Origin of the sequence: Microbacterium hydrothermale (genome assembly GCF_004854025.1) — a bacterium.
Lineage (GTDB): Bacteria > Actinomycetota > Actinomycetes > Actinomycetales > Microbacteriaceae > Microbacterium > Microbacterium hydrothermale.
Window position 1 is genome coordinate 597,690 of sequence record NZ_STGM01000001.1, and the last position, 16,595, is coordinate 614,284.

Consider the following 16,595-nt stretch of genomic DNA (forward strand, 5'->3'; position numbering starts at 1 on the left):
GCACCCGTCCGCCCGCTCCCGAGAGTCTGAGGAGACCCATGCGCCTCGTCTTCGCCGGCACCCCCGCCGTCGCCGTCCCCTCGCTGCGTGCCCTGGCATCCGGCCCGCACGACGTCGCCGCGGTCGTCACCCGCACCGACGCCCCGCTCGGACGCAAGCGCGTCCTCACCCCCTCGCCGGTCGCGCAGGCCGCCGACGAGCTCGGCCTGCCCGTCGTCAAGACCGACCGCCTCGACGCCGACGCGACCGCACGCATCGCCGCCCTCGAGCCCGAGCTCGGCGTGATCGTGGCGTACGGCGGTCTCGTGCGCGAGCCGCTGCTGTCGATGCCCGCGCACGGCTGGATCAATCTGCACTTCTCGCTGCTGCCGCGGTGGCGGGGCGCCGCCCCGGTGCAGCGCGCCCTGATGGCCGGCGACCCCGTGACGGGAGCGAGCGTCTTCCAGCTCGTCGCCGCCCTCGACGCGGGAGACGTCTTCGCCGAGGAGCGCTACGAGGTCCCGACGGGGGCGACCTCGGCCGACGTGCTCGACGCCCTCGCCGAGATCGGCGCGCCGCTTCTCGCCCGCGTCGTCGACACGATCGCGGACGGCACCGCCGTCGCCGTCCCGCAGGTCGGGGAGCCGACCCTCGCCCCGAAGCTCACCCTCGACGACGGAGCGCTCGACCTCACCCGCGATGCGGCGGCGCTGCTGCACCAGATCGCGGGCGTCACCCCCGAACCCGGCGCCCACACGCTCTTCGAGGGCGCGCGGTTCAAGGTGCTGCGCGCCTCGGCGTCGGATGCGTCGTCGATCCCGCCCGGTCGGGTGGTGGCATCCGGCAAGGAGGTCCTCGTCGGCACTGGCACCGCTCCGCTGCGCCTCGACACCGTGCAGCCCGCGGGCAAGGGCGCGATGAACGCGGGCGACTGGCTGCGCGGCCTGCGCGTCGACCAGCCGGTGCTCGGCGCATGAGCGTGCAGGGAGCCCGGGCGGCCGCCTACGAGGTGCTGCGCGCCGTCTCGGGAGACGAGGCGTACGCGAATCTGCTGCTGCCGCACGCGATCTCGCGGCAGGGCCTGGATGCCAAGGACGCGGGCCTCGCGACGGAGCTGACCTACGGCACGCTGCGCCGCCGAGGCACGTACGACGCGATCATCGCGATCGCCGCCGACCGCACGGTCGACCGGATCGACCCCGCGGTCCTCGACGCGCTGCGCCTGGGCGTGCACCAGCTGCTCTCCACGCGCGTGGCCTCGCACGCAGCGGTCAACGAGTCGGTCGAGCTCGCCCGCCGTCACGGCGGCGGGCGCGGAGCCGCCGGTTTCGCCAACGCCGTCCTGCGCCGCGTCTCGCGCGACAACCCGGGTCACTGGATGGAGCGCATCGCGGCGGGGGCGCGCAGCGACGATGAGCGCATCGGTCTCACGACCTCGCACCCGGTGTGGATCGTGCGGGCTCTGCGCCGCGCCCTCACCGCGGAGGGACGCGCCGACGAGCTCCCCGGTCTGCTCGAGGCCGACAACGTCGCCCCGCGGGTCGCGATGATCGCCCTGCCCGGGCTGGCGGAGGTCCCCGACGACGCCACTCCCGCGCGCTTCGCGCCGACGGCGTTCACCACGCGCGGGGGCGACCCCGAGCACCTCATCCGCGAAACGGGCGGGCGCGTCCGCGTGCAGGACGAGGGCTCGCAGCTCGCCGCCCTCGCTCTCAGCCGGGCCGTCCCGGTGCGCGCGGGGGAGCGCTGGCTCGACCTGTGCGCGGGACCGGGCGGGAAGACCGCGCTTCTGGCCGCGGAGGCACTCGCCCACGGTGCCCGACTGGATGCCAACGAGATCGCGCCCGCGCGAGCGGGACTCGTGCGCCAGGCCGTGGCATCCGTGCCCCTCGAGGTCGAGGTCAGCGAAGAGGACGGGCGCGAGCGCGCGGCCCGCGCGGCGGGGGAGTACGACCGCATCCTCGTCGACGCCCCGTGCACCGGGATCGGGGCGCTGCGCCGCCGACCCGAGGCGCGTTGGCGCAAGACGCCCGCGGACGTGCCCGATCTGACCGAGCTGCAGCGCGAGCTCGTGCTCTCCGCGTTCGAGGCGCTCGCTCCCGGCGGGATCCTGGCGTACGTCACGTGCTCGCCGCACCTGGCCGAGACCTCCGGCGTGCTCGCCGAGGTGACGCGCACGCTCGGCGATGCGGTCGAGGAGCTCGATGCGCGCGCCGTCGTGCGGGAGGTGGCGGTGGACGACATCGACCTGCCCGCCCAGGCCGACGGCTCGCTCCGCGCCCAGCTGTGGCCGCACCGGCACGGGACGGATGCGATGTCGATCGCCCTGCTGCGCAAGCGCTGACGCGCCCGCGCGCACGGCATCCGTGCTCCTGAACGCTCCCGCAACGCATTCTCGAGCACGGATGCCGTTCACCGACCCGGAAGGCGACGGAACCGGCGCATACGGGGTCACGCGCCCATAATGGTCGGGTGCCTACCGACGCCCCGCGCATCAACCCGAGCATCCTGGCCGCCGACTTCGTGAACATGGAGGCCGAGCTCGCCCGCATCGCGGGAGCCGACTTCGTCCACGTCGACGTGATGGACAACCATTTCGTGCCGAACCTCACGTTCGGACCGCAGATGGTGGGTCGCATCCAGGAGACGAGCCCCGTGCCCCTGGACGTGCACCTGATGATCGACGACCCCGACCGCTGGGCTCCGGCGTACGCCGAGCTGGGCGCGGCATCCGTCACCTTCCACCTCGAGGCCGCGGCCTCGCCCGTCGCCCTCGCCCGTCAACTGCGCGCGATCGGCGCGCGCGCCGGCGTCGCGGTCAAGCCGGGGACCCCCGTCGAGAACCTCTTCGACGCGCTCAACGAGTTCGACCAGATCCTCGTCATGACCGTGGAGCCGGGCTTCGGCGGACAGTCGTTCATGCCCGAGACGATGCCGAAGCTGCGCGCCCTCGCCGACGAGGCGAAGCGCCGCGGCTCGAGCGTCTGGCTGCAGGTCGACGGCGGGATCGGCGAGTCGACCATCGCTCAGGCCGCCGAGGCCGGGGCCGACACGTTCGTCGCGGGATCCGCCGTGTTCGGCGCCGACGACCCCGATCGCGCGATCCAGTCGCTGCGCGCCTCCGCCGCCCGCCACCGCCACTGACGCGCCGCCCCAGCCGTCCCCGCCGAGGAACGCCGCCTCGCCGCGTGTCTCGCACGGAACGGCGTTCCTCGAGGCCGGACACCGTCGGCGCCGCTCCGCGGACGACCCCACCCCCGCCGACCCGATACCCTGGAGGGGTGAAGACCTTCGACGACCTGTTCGCGGAACTCAGCGCCAAGGCCGTCGAGCGACCCGAGGGGTCCGGCACCGTGGCGCAGCTCGACGCGGGCGTGCATGCCATCGGCAAGAAGATCGTCGAAGAGGCCGCCGAGGTGTGGATGGCCGCCGAGTACGAGTCCGACGAGGCCGCGGCCGAGGAGATCTCGCAGCTGCTGTACCACCTGCAGACGCTCATGCTCGCGAAGGGCCTGTCGCTCGAAGACGTCTATCGACATCTCTGAGCCCGGCTCTCCGCCCCCTCGTCGCCGCCTGACGCGGCGCGAGTCGCCCACACGCTCACCCCACACGAAAGCCCCCGTCATGCTGCGAATCGCCGTGCCGAACAAGGGGTCGCTCGCCGAGACCGCCGCCGAGATGCTCTCGGAGGCCGGATACACCGGACGACGCGACTCGAAAGACCTGTACACCGTCGACCCCGTCAACGAGGTCGAGTTCTTCTACCTGCGCCCCCGCGACATCGCGACCTACGTCGGCTCCGGCGCGCTGGATGTCGGCATCACGGGCCGCGACCTGCTGCTCGATGCCCGCATGCCCGGTGCCCGCGAGATCGAGTCGCTCGGCTTCGCCGGCTCGACGTTCCGCTTCGCCGGCCGCCCCGGTCGCTTCACCGACATCGCCGACCTCGAGGGCCTGCGCGTCGCGACGGCCTACCCGGGCCTGGTCGACGCCTTCCTCGACGATCGCGGCATCGCCGTCGACATCGTGCCGCTCGACGGCGCGGTCGAGTCCGCCGTGCAGCTCGGAGTCGCGGATGCCGTCGCCGACGTCGTCTCGACCGGAACGACGCTCCGCCAGGCGGGGCTCGAGATCTTCGGTCCCGTGCTGCTCGAGAGCGACGCCGTCCTCATCGCCGGCCCCCAGGAGGCCGAGGGCACCGAGACGCTGCTGCGGCGCCTGCGCGGCGTGCTCGCCGCCCGCAAGTACGTGCTCATCGACTACGACCTGCCCGCCGCCCTCGTCGAGCAGGCGGTGGCCGTGGCCCCGGGCCTGGAGTCGCCCACGATCTCGCCGCTGCGCGACCCCGAGTGGGTCGCCGTGCGGGTGATGAGCCCGCGCCGCGACGTGAACCAGGTCATGGACGCGCTCTACGCGATCGGCGCGCGCGCGATCCTCGTCACCGAGATCCTCGCCGCGAGGCTCTGATGACCCTCGCGCGTCGCGTCATCCCCTGCCTCGACGTCGCCGCGGGCCGCGTCGTCAAGGGCGTCAACTTCCTCGACCTGCGCGACATGGGCGACCCGGTCGAGCTGGCGAAGCTGTACTTCGACCAGGGCGCCGACGAGGTCACCTTCCTCGACGTCACGGCCACGGTCGACGAGCGCTCCACCACCTACGACGTCGTGCGCCGCACCGCCGAGCAGGTCTTCATCCCGCTCACGGTCGGTGGCGGAGTCCGCTCCGCCGACGACGTCGCGCGCCTGCTCGCCGTCGGCGCCGACAAGATCGGCGTCAACTCCGCCGCGATCGCGCGCCCGGCCCTGATCGACGAGATCGCCGATCGCTTCGGCGCGCAGGTGATCGTGCTCTCTCTCGACGTCAAGCGGGCGGCATCCACGCCCTCCGGCTTCGTCGTGACCACCCACGGCGGGCGCACCGAGACCACCCTCGATGCCCTCGAGTGGGCGCGCGAGGCCGTCGAGCGCGGAGCCGGCGAGCTGCTGGTCAACTCGATCGACGCCGACGGCACCAAGCAGGGCTTCGACCTCGAGCTCGTCCACCTCATGCGCCAGGTCGCCGCGGTCCCCGTGATCGCGTCGGGCGGGGCGGGAGCCCTCGAGCACTTCGCCCCGGCCGTGCAGGCCGGCGCGGACGCCGTGCTCGCGGCATCCGTGTTCCACTCCGGTCAGCTGACCGTGGGACAGGTGAAGGACGCCATGGCCGCCGAAGGGATCGAGGTACGCCGATGAGCGTCGACCGCGTGACGTACAACGCCGACGGCCTGGTGCCGGCGGTCATCCAGCAGTTCGACTCGCGCGAGGTGCTGATGATGGGGTGGATGGATGCCGAGGCCCTGAACCGCACGCTCACCTCCGGCCGCGTGACGTTCTGGTCGCGCTCGCGTCAGGAGTACTGGCGCAAGGGCGACACCTCGGGCCACATCCAGCTCGTGAAGGGCGCGCGGCTCGACTGCGACGGCGACACGCTGCTGATCGAGGTCGACCAGATCGGCGCCGCGTGCCACACCGGCGATCACACCTGCTTCGACGCCGACGACCTGCACCCGGTCGTGGGGGAGCGCTGATGCGACGCGCCCGGTCCGCGGCGGTGCTGGCGATGCTGGCCGCCGGGGCGATCGGCGTCATCGCGTCGACCCAGACCTGGATCGACGTCACCCTCGACGACGGCGCCCAGCAGACCATCGCGGTCTCGGGCGCCGACGCCCTGCCCGTGCTCACCCCGCTGAGTCTCGCCGCCCTCGCCCTGGGTGCGGCGCTGTCGATCGTCGGCCCCGTGCTGCGGTACCTGTTCGGGGTGCTCGGCATCCTGATCGCGGGTCTCGTGGGAGCCGGCACCGCGCAGCTGCTGTTCGCCACGCCCGTGTCGGCGACGGCCGCGGCGGTCACCGAGGCGACGGGGATCTCGGGAACGGATGCCGTCGCCTCGCTCGTGAGCGGGCTGTCGCTGACCCCGTGGCCCGCCGTGACGCTGCTGGCCCAGGTCGTGCTCGCCGCCGCCGCCGTGTTCACGCTCGTCACCGCCCGTCGCTGGGCCTCGGGCGCGAGCCGCAAGTACCGTACGGCCGAGGAGGCCGGCGTCGCCGCGGACCGCCCCCACGACGCGATCGACTCGTGGGACGACCTCTCGCGCGGCGACGACCCCACCGCCTGAGCCGAGCCCGCTGCGGCTCGAGACGCGCCGTTCCGCGCGAGACACGCCACGACACCGCGTGTCTCGGACCGATCAGCGTTTCTCGACGGTCGGCGAGGCGACGACCCCACCGCCAGAGCCCGACCTCGCGACATCGAGACGTCGGCGGGAGACACGCACCGCGCTTCGATAGACTGGGCGAACGCTTTCCCCGCGCTCGCGCGCGACTGTTAGGAGTCCCATGAGCAACCCCATCGGCGATCCCGGCCACGGACACTCGCCCGCCGCCTGGACGGCCGTGATCATCATGCTGCTCGCGATCACGCTCGGCACGCTGTTCTTCTGGTTCGACATGCCCGTTCTGGTGTGGGCGTCGGTGGGTCTGCTCGTCGTCGGTGCGATCGTCGGCTGGGTCATGACCAAGGCCGGTTACGGCGCGAACGGCGCGAAGTCCAACCCGAAGGCGCACTGACCGTGCTGGCCGATCTGACGGCCGGAGCGGTGGAGGATGCCGAGCAGCGCGCCCAGTCGCGCCCGCTCGCGGAGGTCGAACGCGACGCCCTCGCGCAGACCCCGGCCCGTGACGCACTGGCCATGCTGGCCCCCGCCGATCGCGTGAAGATCATCGCGGAGGTCAAGCGGGCGAGCCCCTCGCGCGGCGACCTCGCGGCGATCCCCGACCCCGCTCGGCAGGCGCGCCTGTACGAGGAGGGCGGCGCGTCGGCGATCTCGGTGCTCACCGAGGGACGCAAATTCAAGGGCAGCCTCGCCGACCTCGAGGCCGTCCGCGCCTCGGTGAGCGTCCCGGTGCTGCGCAAAGACTTCATAGCCACGCCCTACCAGGTACTCGAGGCGCGCGCGTCAGGTGCCGACCTGGTGCTGCTCATCGTCGCGGCCCTCGACGACAAGACCCTCGGCGAGCTCTACGCCCTCGTCACCGACCTGGGCATGACCGCCCTCGTCGAGACGCACTCGGCCGACGAGCTCGAGCGCGCCGCGCAGCTCGGGGCGAAGCTCATCGGCGTCAACGCCCGCAACCTCTCCACCTTCGAGCTCGACCGCGACCTGTTCGGGTCGCTCGCCGAGCGCTTCCCGGCCGACGCGATCAAGATCGCCGAGTCGGCCGTCCTCGCCCCCGCCGACGTCGCCCACTACCGCGCAGCGGGAGCCGACGTCGTGCTCGTGGGGGAGGCCCTCGTGACCGGAGACCCGGTCGCCACCCTCCGTGCGTTCCTCCAGGAGACGTCATGAGCACCGCTCCCACCCAGACCCTGCGCGATCAGAAGGGGCCGTTCTTCGGCGACTTCGGCGGCCGCTACATGCCCGAATCGCTCATCGCGGCGATCGACGAGCTCACCGCGGTCTACGAGTCGGCGATGGCCGACCCGGAGTTCCACGCCGAGCTGCGCGCGCTCCTGCACGACTACGCGGGGCGCCCGTCCGTGCTCACCGAGGTCCCGCGCTTCGCCGAGCACGCCGGGGGAGCGCGCGTCTTCCTCAAGCGCGAAGACCTCAACCACACCGGCTCGCACAAGATCAACAACGTGCTCGGCCAGGCGCTGCTCACCAAGCGCCTCGGCAAGACGCGCGTGATCGCCGAGACCGGCGCCGGCCAGCACGGGGTAGCCACCGCGACCGCGGCGGCGCTGTTCGGGCTCGACTGCGTCATCTACATGGGCGAGGTCGACACCGAGCGCCAGGCCCTCAACGTCGCGCGCATGCGCCTGCTGGGCGCCGAGGTCGTGCCGGTCACGACGGGCTCGCGCACCCTCAAGGACGCCATCAACGAGGCGTACCGCGACTGGGTCGCCTCGGTCGAGACGACCAACTACATCTTCGGCACCGCCGCGGGTCCGCACCCGTTCCCGGCGATGGTGCGCGACTTCCAGAAGATCATCGGCGAAGAGACCCGCGCCGAGTTCCTCGAGCGGCTCGGCCGCCTCCCCGACGCCGTCTTCGCGTGCGTCGGCGGCGGCTCCAACGCGATCGGCATGTTCGATGCGTTCCTCGACGACGAGGGCGTGGCCCTCTACGGCGTCGAGGCGGCCGGCGACGGCGTCGACACGCCCAAGCACGCGGCCTCCATCGGTCGGGGGCGCCCAGGCGTGCTGCACGGCGCGCGCACGTACGTGCTGCAGGACGAAGACGGACAGACCACCGAGTCGCACTCGATCTCGGCGGGCCTCGACTACCCCGGCGTCGGTCCCGAGCACGCGTGGCTCGCCGACATCGGGCGCGCCCAGTACATCCCGGCGACCGACGACGAGGCCATGCAGGCCCTGCGACTGCTGTCGCGCACCGAGGGCATCATCCCCGCGATCGAGTCCGCCCACGCCCTCGCCGGCGCCCTGCGCATCGGTCGCGAGCTGGGCCCGGATGCCGTGATCGCGATCAACCTGTCCGGTCGCGGCGACAAAGACATGGACACCGCCGCCCGGTACTTCGACCTGTACGACGCCGAGCACGCCCCCGAGACCGTCGAGGGTCGGGCGCAGACGCGCGCGGCCGAGACCGTGGCATCCGCTCCGGGATCGCCGGTCGACGTGACGGCGGCGCCCGACGCGGCCAGCGGAGCGGGGGTCGAGCTGTGACCTCCCGCATCGCCGCGGCGATCGACGCCGCCCACGCCGAGGGGCGCGGGGCGTTCGTCGGCTACCTGCCCGCCGGGTACCCCGACGTCGCCACCAGCATCGAGGCGGCCGTCGCCCTCGCCGAGGCCGGCGCCGACGTCATCGAGCTCGGCCCGCCCTACAGCGATCCGGTGATGGACGGCCTGGTCATCCAGGAGGCCACGCAGACGGCGCTCGCGAACGGGTTCCGCATGCGCGACCTCTTCACGATCATCCGCGAGGTCACGGCGCGCACCGAGGTGCCGATCCTCGTCATGACGTACTGGAACCTCGTCGAGCAGTACGGCGTCGACCGCTACGCCGACGAACTCGTCGCCGCGGGCGGTGCGGGCCTGATCACGCCCGACATCACCCCCGACGCGGGAGCCGCGTGGATCGCCGCGAGCGAGCGCACCGGCCTCGACCGCGTCTTCCTCGCCGCGCCGACCTCGTCCGACGAGCGGCTCGAGATGATCGTCGAGGCCTCCACGGGCTTCGTATACACCGTCTCGACCATGGGGATCACGGGGGAGCGGGCCTCGCTCGACGCCGCCGCGCGCGGTCTCGTGGAGCGCCTGCGGGCCTTCGGGGCGCAGCACGCGTGCGTGGGCATCGGCATCTCGAACGCCGAGCAGGTCGCCGGCGTCGTGGAGTACGCCGACGGGGCGATCGTGGGCACGGCGCTGGTCAAGGCGCTACGCGACGGCGGCGTCGAGGGCCTCTCCTCGCTCGCGAGAGAGCTGTCCACGGGCGCCGTTCAGCGCGCCTAGACTCGTCTGCATGACGTTCGCCCTCTCGAGCGCCGCCTCCGGCGTGCTCGCCAGCATCCCGAGTCCGTCGATCTCCTACGTCGACCTCGGTCCGCTCCGCATCCACTTCTATGCCCTGTGCATCGTCGCGGGCATCATCGTCGCGGTGCTCCTCACGAACGCCCGTCTGACGCGACGCGGCGCCGAGAAGTGGGTCGTCATCGACATCTGCCTCCTGGCGGTGCCGCTCGCGATCATCGTCGCGCGCATCTACCACGTGGTCACCCACCTGGGCTTCTACTTCGGCCCCGGCTCCAACCCGTGGAACATCACGCAGCCGGGATCCGTGTGGGCGATCTGGGAGGGCGGCATCGCGATCTACGGCGCCCTCATCGGCGGCGCGATCGGCGCGATCCTCGGATGCCGCTGGACCGGCATCCGCTTCTGGACCTTCGCCGACGCCCTCGCCCCGGGTCTCATCATCGCCCAGGCCATGGGCCGCTTCGGCAACTGGTTCAACCAGGAGCTCTTCGGCCAGCCGACCGACGCGCCCTGGGGCCTGGAGATCGCCGCGGGCAACCCGGCCATCCCCGTCGGACTGCCGGCAGGCACTCTTTTCCAGCCGACTTTCCTCTACGAGGTCATCTGGAACCTGCTCGGCGCCGCGGTGATCCTCTACGTCGGAAAGCGCTTCACCCTGCAGTGGGGCAAGCAGTTCGCGATCTACCTCGTCTGGTACTCCGCGGGCCGCATCGTCTGGGAATCCATCCGCATCGACCCCAGCGACATCATCCTCGGCCTGCGCACGAACGTCTGGGCCGCGATCTTCGGCGTCATCCTCGGCATCGTCATCTTCGCCGTGCAGTCGCGCCGCCACCACGGTCTCGAGCCCTCGCCGTACGTGCCCGGGCGCGAGTCCAAGGCTCCGGGGGCTGTAGACTCAGGCGACCCCTCTGACTTCGTCGACGTGAGCGAGCCGCCCGCGACGAGCGACACCGTCGGCACCAGCGCCACAAGCAGCCCCGCCACGAACTAACTCTCTGGGCCGACGTCGTCCCATTCGAAGCATCAACGTGAGGACGGTTGATATGGCTTCCAGCCTGCGCTCCGACACCGTCGGAGGAGCATTCCCCGCCCGGCAGGGAATGTACGACCCGTCGTTCGAGAAAGACGCCTGTGGCCTCGCCATGGTCGCCACTCTCCGCGGCGAAGCCGGTCACGACATCATCGACCTGGCGCTGACGGCGCTGCGCAACCTCGAGCACCGCGGCGCCATCGGCTCCGACGCGGGCACCGGTGACGGTGCCGGCATCCTGACCCAGATGCCCGACGCGTTCCTGCGCGCCGTCGTCGACTTCGACCTGCCGCCGGTGGGGGAGTACGCCGCGGGCATGGTGTTCCTGCCGCTCGGTCACGACGAGCGAACCGGGATGAAGGCCGGCATCGAAGAGATCGCGCGTCACGAGAACCTCGAGGTCCTCGGCTGGCGCGAGGTGCCCGTCGACACAGAGAACCTCGGCAAGCTCGCCTACGAGGCGCGGCCCGCGTTCGAGCAGCTCTTCGTGTCGCGGCCCGCGGTCGGCGACCAGCCCGCGCTGTCGGGCATCGCGCTCGACCGCCGCGTCTACCGTCTGCGCAAGCGCGCGCGTCACGAGCTCGAGGCGTACTTCGTCTCGCTCTCGAGCCGCACCCTCGGCTACAAGGGCATGGTCACGACGCTGCAGCTCGAGCCGTTCTACCCCGACCTGCAGGACGAGCGCTTCGCGTCCGAGCTCGCCGTGGTGCACTCGCGCTACTCGACCAACACCTTCCCGTCGTGGCCGCTCGCGCAGCCGCTGCGCATGCTCGCCCACAACGGCGAGATCAACACCGTCAAGGGCAACCGCAACTGGATGCGCGCGCGTCAGTCGCAGCTCGAGTCCGAGCTGATCGGCGACGTGCGTCCGCTGCTGCCGATCTGCACCGAGGGCGCCAGCGACTCGGCATCCTTCGACGAGGTGCTCGAGCTGCTGACTCTCACCGGTCGCAGCCTCCCGCACGCGATCATGATGATGGTGCCCGAGGCCTACGAGAAGCAGGCCTCGATCGACCCCGACCTGCGCGCCTTCTACGACTACCACTCCATGCAGATGGAGCCGTGGGACGGCCCCGCCGCGCTCATCTTCACCGACGGCACGCTCGTGGGCGCCACGCTCGACCGCAACGGTCTGCGTCCCGGCCGGTGGACCGAGACCACCGACGGCCTCGTCGTGATCGGGTCCGAGACCGGCGTGCTCGACTTCGCGCCCGAGCGCATCAAGCGCCGCGGTCGTCTGCAGCCGGGTCGCATGTTCCTCGTCGACACGGCGCAGCGCCGCATCGTCGAGGACGACGAGATCAAGGCCGACCTCGCCGCGCTCCAGCCGTGGGGCGAGTGGGTCGACAAGGGCCGCGTGAAGCTCAGCGAACTCCCCGAGCGCGAGCACATCGTGCACCCCATCGCCTCGATCACGCGGCGCCAGCGCACCTTCGGCTACACCGAAGAAGAGGTGCGCATCCTGCTGACGCCGATGGGCCAGGGCGGCACCGAGCCGCTCGGCGCGATGGGCAGCGACGCGCCCGTCGCTGTGCTGAGCGATCGCCCGCGCCTGCTCTTCGACTACTTCTCGCAGCAGTTCGCGCAGGTCACCAACCCGCCGCTGGACTCGATCCGCGAAGAGGTCGTCACCTCGCTGTCGCTGGGTCTCGGCCCCGAGCGCAACCTCCTCGACTGGGGCCCCGAGCACACCCGCACGGTGACGCTCGACTTCCCCGTGATCGACAACGACGAGCTCGCCAAGATCCAGCACATCGACACGGCCCTGCCGGGGCGCTCGTCGGTGACGATCCGCGGCCTGTACCGCGTCGAGGCCGGCCACAAGGGCCTGCAGAAGCGCCTCACGCAGATGTGCACCGAGGTCGACCAGGCCATCGAGGACGGCGCCGAGTTCATCGTGCTCAGCGACCGCGACTCCAACAAGGACCTCGCGCCGATCCCGTCGCTGCTCATGCTCGCGGCCGTGCACCACCACCTCATCCGCAAAGAGACCCGCATGAAGGTGGGCCTCGTGGTCGAGGCCGGTGACGTGCGCGAGGTGCACCACGTCGCCACCCTCATCGGATACGGCGCCTCCGCGGTCAACCCGTACCTCGCGATGGAGACCGTCGAGTACCTCGTGCGCGCCGGCTTCATCACCGGGGTGACGCCCGAGAAGGCCGTCAAGAACCTCATCTACGCCCTCGGTAAGGGCGTGCTGAAGATCATGTCGAAGATGGGCATCTCCACGGTGTCGTCGTACGCGGGCGCCCAGGTGTTCGAGGCCGTCGGCCTCTCGCGCGAGTTCATCGACGCCTACTTCACCGGCACCGAGACCAAGCTCGGCGGTGTGGGACTCGACGTCATCGCCGCCGAGAACGCCGCTCGTCACGAGTACGCCTATCCCCAGGATGCCGCGGCCCGCGCGCACGAGCGCCTGTGGACCGGCGGCGAGTACCAGTGGCGTCGCGACGGCGCCCCGCACCTGTTCAACCCCGACACGGTGTTCCGCCTGCAGCACGCCACGCGCGAGCGCCGGTACGACATCTTCCGCGAGTACACGCAGCTGATCGACGACCAGGCGCACGAGCTGAAGACCCTGCGCGGCCTGTTCGGTCTGCGCACGGGGACGCGCCCGGCCGTGCCGATCGACGAGGTCGAGCCGGTCTCGGCGATCGTCAAGCGCTTCTCGACGGGGGCGATGAGCTACGGCTCGATCTCCCAGGAGGCGCACGAGGTCCTCGCCGTCGCGATGAACCGGATCGGCGGCAAGAGCAACACCGGTGAGGGCGGAGAAGACGTCGACCGTCTGCTCGACCCGACGCGGCGCAGTGCCATCAAGCAGGTGGCATCCGGTCGCTTCGGCGTCACGAGCCTGTACCTCACCGAGGCCGACGACATCCAGATCAAGCTCGCCCAGGGCGCCAAGCCCGGCGAGGGCGGTCAGCTGCCGCCGACCAAGGTGTACCCGTGGGTGGCGCGCACGCGTCACGCGACCGCCGGCGTGGGACTCATCTCGCCGCCGCCGCACCACGACATCTACTCGATCGAAGACCTCAAGCAGCTCATCTTCGACCTCAAGCGCGCCAACCCGAAGGCCCGGATCCACACCAAGCTGGTCAGCCAGTCGGGTATCGGTGCGGTCGCGGCGGGCGTCGCGAAGGCGTTGAGCGACGTCATCCTGGTCTCGGGTCAGGACGGCGGCACGGGCGCGAGCCCGATGAACTCGCTCAAGCACGCGGGCACCCCGTGGGAGCTGGGTTTGGCCGAGACGCAGCAGACGCTCATGCTCAACGGCATGCGCGACCGCGTCGTCGTGCAGGTCGACGGGCAGATGAAGACCGGCCGCGACGTCATCATCGGGGCCCTCCTGGGCGCCGAGGAGTTCGGCTTCGCCACCGCGCCCCTGGTCGTCTCGGGCTGCATCATGATGCGCGTCTGCCACCTCGACACGTGCCCCGTGGGCGTGGCGACGCAGAACCCCGTCCTGCGCCAGCGCTTCACGGGCAAGGCCGAGTACATCGTGAACTTCATGGAGTTCATCGCCCAGGAGGTGCGCGAGTACCTCGCCGCCCTCGGCTACCGCTCGATCGACGAGATCGTCGGCCGCGCGGAGCTGCTCGACGCCAACGAGGCGATCCAGCACTGGAAGGCGCGCGGCCTCAACCTCGCGCCGATCCTCGAGGGACCGCGCTTCGCCGACGACGAGCCGCGCCGTCACGCGCGCAACCAGGACCACGAGCTCGAGGACCACTTCGACGTGCAGCTCATCGAGCGCGCGCAGGACGTCATCGCGCACGGCGGTCAGCTCACGATCGACCTGCCCATCCGCAACACCGCCCGCGCGGTGGGGACCATGCTCGGCCACCACGTCACCAAGGCGCACGGCGAGCACGGGCTGCCGGAGAACTCGATCGACGTGCGCCTGACCGGTTCGGCCGGGCAGTCCTTCGGGGCGTTCATGCCCGCCGGCATCACGCTGCGCCTCGAGGGCGACTCCAACGACTACGTCGGCAAGGGACTCTCGGGCGGAACGATCGTCGTGCGCCCGCCGCGCGGATCGACCTTCGCGGCCAGCGAGAACGTCATCGCCGGAAACGTCATCGGCTACGGCGCCACGCAGGGGCAGATGTTCCTGAACGGCGTCGTGGGGGAGCGCTTCCTCGTGCGCAACTCCGGTGCCACCGCGGTCGTCGAGGGCGTGGGCGACCACGCGCTCGAGTACATGACCGGCGGACTCGCCGTGATCCTCGGCGCCACGGGCCGCAACCTCGGCGCGGGCATGTCGGGCGGTCAGGCGTACGTCTACCGACTCGACCGCGACAAGGTGAACCGCGAGGCCCTGGCATCCGGTGAGCTCGTCCTCGGCGCCCTCGGATCGGGGGATGCCGAGATCCTTCGCGACCTGCTCGCCAAGCACGTCGCGGAGACCGATTCCACGCTGGCCCGTCGTCTGCTCGACGACTTCGAGGCCGAGGTGGACAACTTCGTCCGGGTGCTGCCGCGCGACTACGCCGCCGTGCTGCAGACCCGCCAGGAGGCTGTCGCCGAGGGGCTCGACCCCGACGGCGACGTCGTCTGGACGCGCATTCTGGAGGTGACGGGTGGCTGACCCGAAGGGCTTTCTCAAGACCACGGAGCGCGAGCTCCCGAAGCGTCGACCGGTGCCCGTGCGCATCATGGACTGGAAAGAGGTGTACGAGCCGGGTGACTCGGCCGTCATCAAGCGCCAGGCCGGACGCTGCATGGACTGCGGCATCCCGTTCTGCCACAAGGGGTGCCCGCTCGGGAACCTCATCCCCGAGTGGAACGACCTGACGTGGCGCGGCGAGGGCCGCGCTGCGATCGAGCGCCTGCACGCGACGAACAACTTCCCGGAGTTCACCGGACGCCTGTGCCCCGCCCCGTGCGAGAGCTCGTGCGTGCTCGGCATCAACCAGCCGGCCGTCACGATCAAGCAGGTCGAGGTCTCGATCATCGACGAGGCGTTCGGCAACGGCTGGGTCGAGCCCGAGCCGCCGGAGCGTCTCACCGGCAAGACGGTCGCCGTCGTGGGGTCCGGTCCCGCCGGTCTCGCGGCCGCCCAGCAGCTCACGCGAGCGGGGCACACGGTCGCCGTCTTCGAGCGCGACGACCGCATCGGCGGCCTGCTGCGCTACGGCATCCCCGACTTCAAGATGGAGAAGCGCCACCTCGAGCAGCGGTTGCGCCAGATGCAGGCCGAGGGCACCCGCTTCCGCGCGGGCGTCGAGATCGGCAAGGACATCTCGTGGAGCGACCTGCGCGCCCGCTACGACGCGGTCGTGGTGGCCACGGGGTCGACCGTGCCGCGCGACCTGCCCATCCCCGGTCGCGACCTCGACGGCGTGCACTACGCCATGGAGTACCTGATCGAGGGCAACAAGGCCGTCGCGGGCGACCAGATCCCGCAGCAGATCAGCGCCTCGGGCAAGCACGTCGTCGTCATCGGCGGCGGCGACACCGGCGCCGACTGCATCGGCACGGCCCACCGTCAGGGGGCGCTGAGCGTCACGAACCTCGCGATCGGCAAGCAGCCGCCCTCCGAGCGTCCGGCCGAGCAGCCGTGGCCGATGATGCCCAACCTCTTCGAGATGGCCTCCGCCCACGAGGAGGGCGGGGAGCGCACGTTCCTCGCCTCGACCGTGGAGTTCCTCGGCAACGCCGCGGGAGAGGTGCGCGCCCTGCGCGTCGCCGAGACCGAGTACGTCGACGGACGGCGCGTGCCCAAGAGCGGCACCGAGCGCGAGATCCCCGCCGACCTCGTGCTCATCGCGATGGGCTTCACCGGCCCCGAGCGCGAGCTGCTCGAGAGCCAGCTCGGCACGCAGTTCACGAACCGCGGCAACCTCGAGCGCGACGCGACCTACGCCACCACGACGCCCGGCGTGTTCGTCGCCGGCGATGCCGGTCGCGGACAGTCGCTCATCGTGTGGGCCATCGCCGAGGGCCGCGCGGCCGCCGCCGAGGTCGACACCTTCCTGATGGGCGAAACGGTGCTCCCCGCGCCGGTGCGCCCGACCGATGTCGCCATCGGCCTCCTGCCCGCCTAAG

General features: G+C 71.4%; 15 protein-coding genes. All 15 read left to right on the forward strand.

Annotated elements, in window-relative coordinates:
• Positions 1 to 38 precede the first annotated feature (38 nt).
• Positions 39 to 956, forward strand: a complete 918-nt coding sequence (gene fmt, locus FB047_RS02890; protein ID WP_136585699.1) for a methionyl-tRNA formyltransferase — start codon at positions 39 to 41, stop codon at positions 954 to 956.
• Positions 953 to 2,323, forward strand: coding sequence for an RsmB/NOP family class I SAM-dependent RNA methyltransferase (locus FB047_RS02895; RefSeq protein ID WP_205822599.1), 1,371 nt, complete (start codon positions 953 to 955; stop codon positions 2,321 to 2,323). Before fmt ends, FB047_RS02895 begins: the two co-directional genes overlap by 4 nt.
• Positions 2,324 to 2,451: 128 nt before the next feature.
• Positions 2,452 to 3,123 (forward strand): ribulose-phosphate 3-epimerase, encoded by a 672-nt coding sequence (gene rpe / locus FB047_RS02900; protein WP_136585700.1) that lies wholly within the window; start codon positions 2,452 to 2,454, stop codon positions 3,121 to 3,123.
• A gap of 137 nt (positions 3,124 to 3,260) precedes the next feature.
• Positions 3,261 to 3,524 (forward strand): phosphoribosyl-ATP diphosphatase, encoded by a 264-nt coding sequence (locus FB047_RS02905; protein ID WP_094732978.1) that lies wholly within the window; start codon positions 3,261 to 3,263, stop codon positions 3,522 to 3,524.
• Positions 3,525 to 3,603: 79 nt separating this feature from the next.
• On the forward strand, positions 3,604 to 4,446 hold the full coding sequence (gene hisG / locus FB047_RS02910; RefSeq protein WP_136585701.1) for an ATP phosphoribosyltransferase: 843 nt from the start codon (positions 3,604 to 3,606) through the stop codon (positions 4,444 to 4,446).
• A complete protein-coding gene (hisF, locus tag FB047_RS02915; RefSeq protein ID WP_136585702.1) occupies positions 4,446 to 5,210 on the forward strand; it encodes an imidazole glycerol phosphate synthase subunit HisF in 765 nt (254 codons plus the stop codon). Before hisG ends, hisF begins: the two co-directional genes overlap by 1 nt.
• On the forward strand, positions 5,207 to 5,545 hold the full coding sequence (hisI, locus tag FB047_RS02920) for a phosphoribosyl-AMP cyclohydrolase (RefSeq protein WP_136585703.1): 339 nt from the start codon (positions 5,207 to 5,209) through the stop codon (positions 5,543 to 5,545). The genes hisF and hisI overlap by 4 nt, the downstream gene beginning before the upstream one ends.
• Positions 5,545 to 6,132, forward strand: a complete 588-nt coding sequence (locus FB047_RS02925; protein WP_136585704.1) for a Trp biosynthesis-associated membrane protein — start codon at positions 5,545 to 5,547, stop codon at positions 6,130 to 6,132. The genes hisI and FB047_RS02925 overlap by 1 nt, the downstream gene beginning before the upstream one ends.
• 220 nt (positions 6,133 to 6,352) lie before the next feature.
• The gene (locus tag FB047_RS02930; RefSeq protein ID WP_136585705.1) at positions 6,353 to 6,583 is read left to right on the forward strand and encodes a DUF6704 family protein; all 231 of its coding nucleotides are present in this window, start codon (positions 6,353 to 6,355) and stop codon (positions 6,581 to 6,583) included.
• A 2-nt stretch (positions 6,584 to 6,585) separates the two neighbouring features.
• Positions 6,586 to 7,362 carry an indole-3-glycerol phosphate synthase TrpC gene (gene trpC, locus FB047_RS02935; RefSeq protein WP_136585706.1) on the forward strand — a complete coding sequence of 259 codons (777 nt, stop codon included), beginning with the start codon at positions 6,586 to 6,588 and terminating at the stop codon, positions 7,360 to 7,362.
• On the forward strand, positions 7,359 to 8,702 hold the full coding sequence (trpB, locus tag FB047_RS02940; protein ID WP_136585707.1) for a tryptophan synthase subunit beta: 1,344 nt from the start codon (positions 7,359 to 7,361) through the stop codon (positions 8,700 to 8,702). Before trpC ends, trpB begins: the two co-directional genes overlap by 4 nt.
• Entirely contained in the window at positions 8,699 to 9,490 is a 792-nt protein-coding gene (gene trpA / locus FB047_RS02945) for a tryptophan synthase subunit alpha (protein WP_136585708.1), read from the forward strand. Before trpB ends, trpA begins: the two co-directional genes overlap by 4 nt.
• Positions 9,491 to 9,500: 10 nt before the next feature.
• Positions 9,501 to 10,505: a prolipoprotein diacylglyceryl transferase gene (lgt, locus tag FB047_RS02950; protein ID WP_136585709.1), complete on the forward strand. Its 1,005-nt coding sequence runs from the start codon at positions 9,501 to 9,503 to the stop codon at positions 10,503 to 10,505.
• Positions 10,506 to 10,557: 52 nt separating this feature from the next.
• A complete protein-coding gene (gene gltB, locus FB047_RS02955) occupies positions 10,558 to 15,135 on the forward strand; it encodes a glutamate synthase large subunit (protein WP_136585710.1) in 4,578 nt (1,525 codons plus the stop codon).
• Positions 15,128 to 16,594 carry a glutamate synthase subunit beta gene (locus FB047_RS02960; RefSeq protein ID WP_136585711.1) on the forward strand — a complete coding sequence of 489 codons (1,467 nt, stop codon included), beginning with the start codon at positions 15,128 to 15,130 and terminating at the stop codon, positions 16,592 to 16,594. Before gltB ends, FB047_RS02960 begins: the two co-directional genes overlap by 8 nt.
• Position 16,595: the final 1 nt, after the last annotated feature.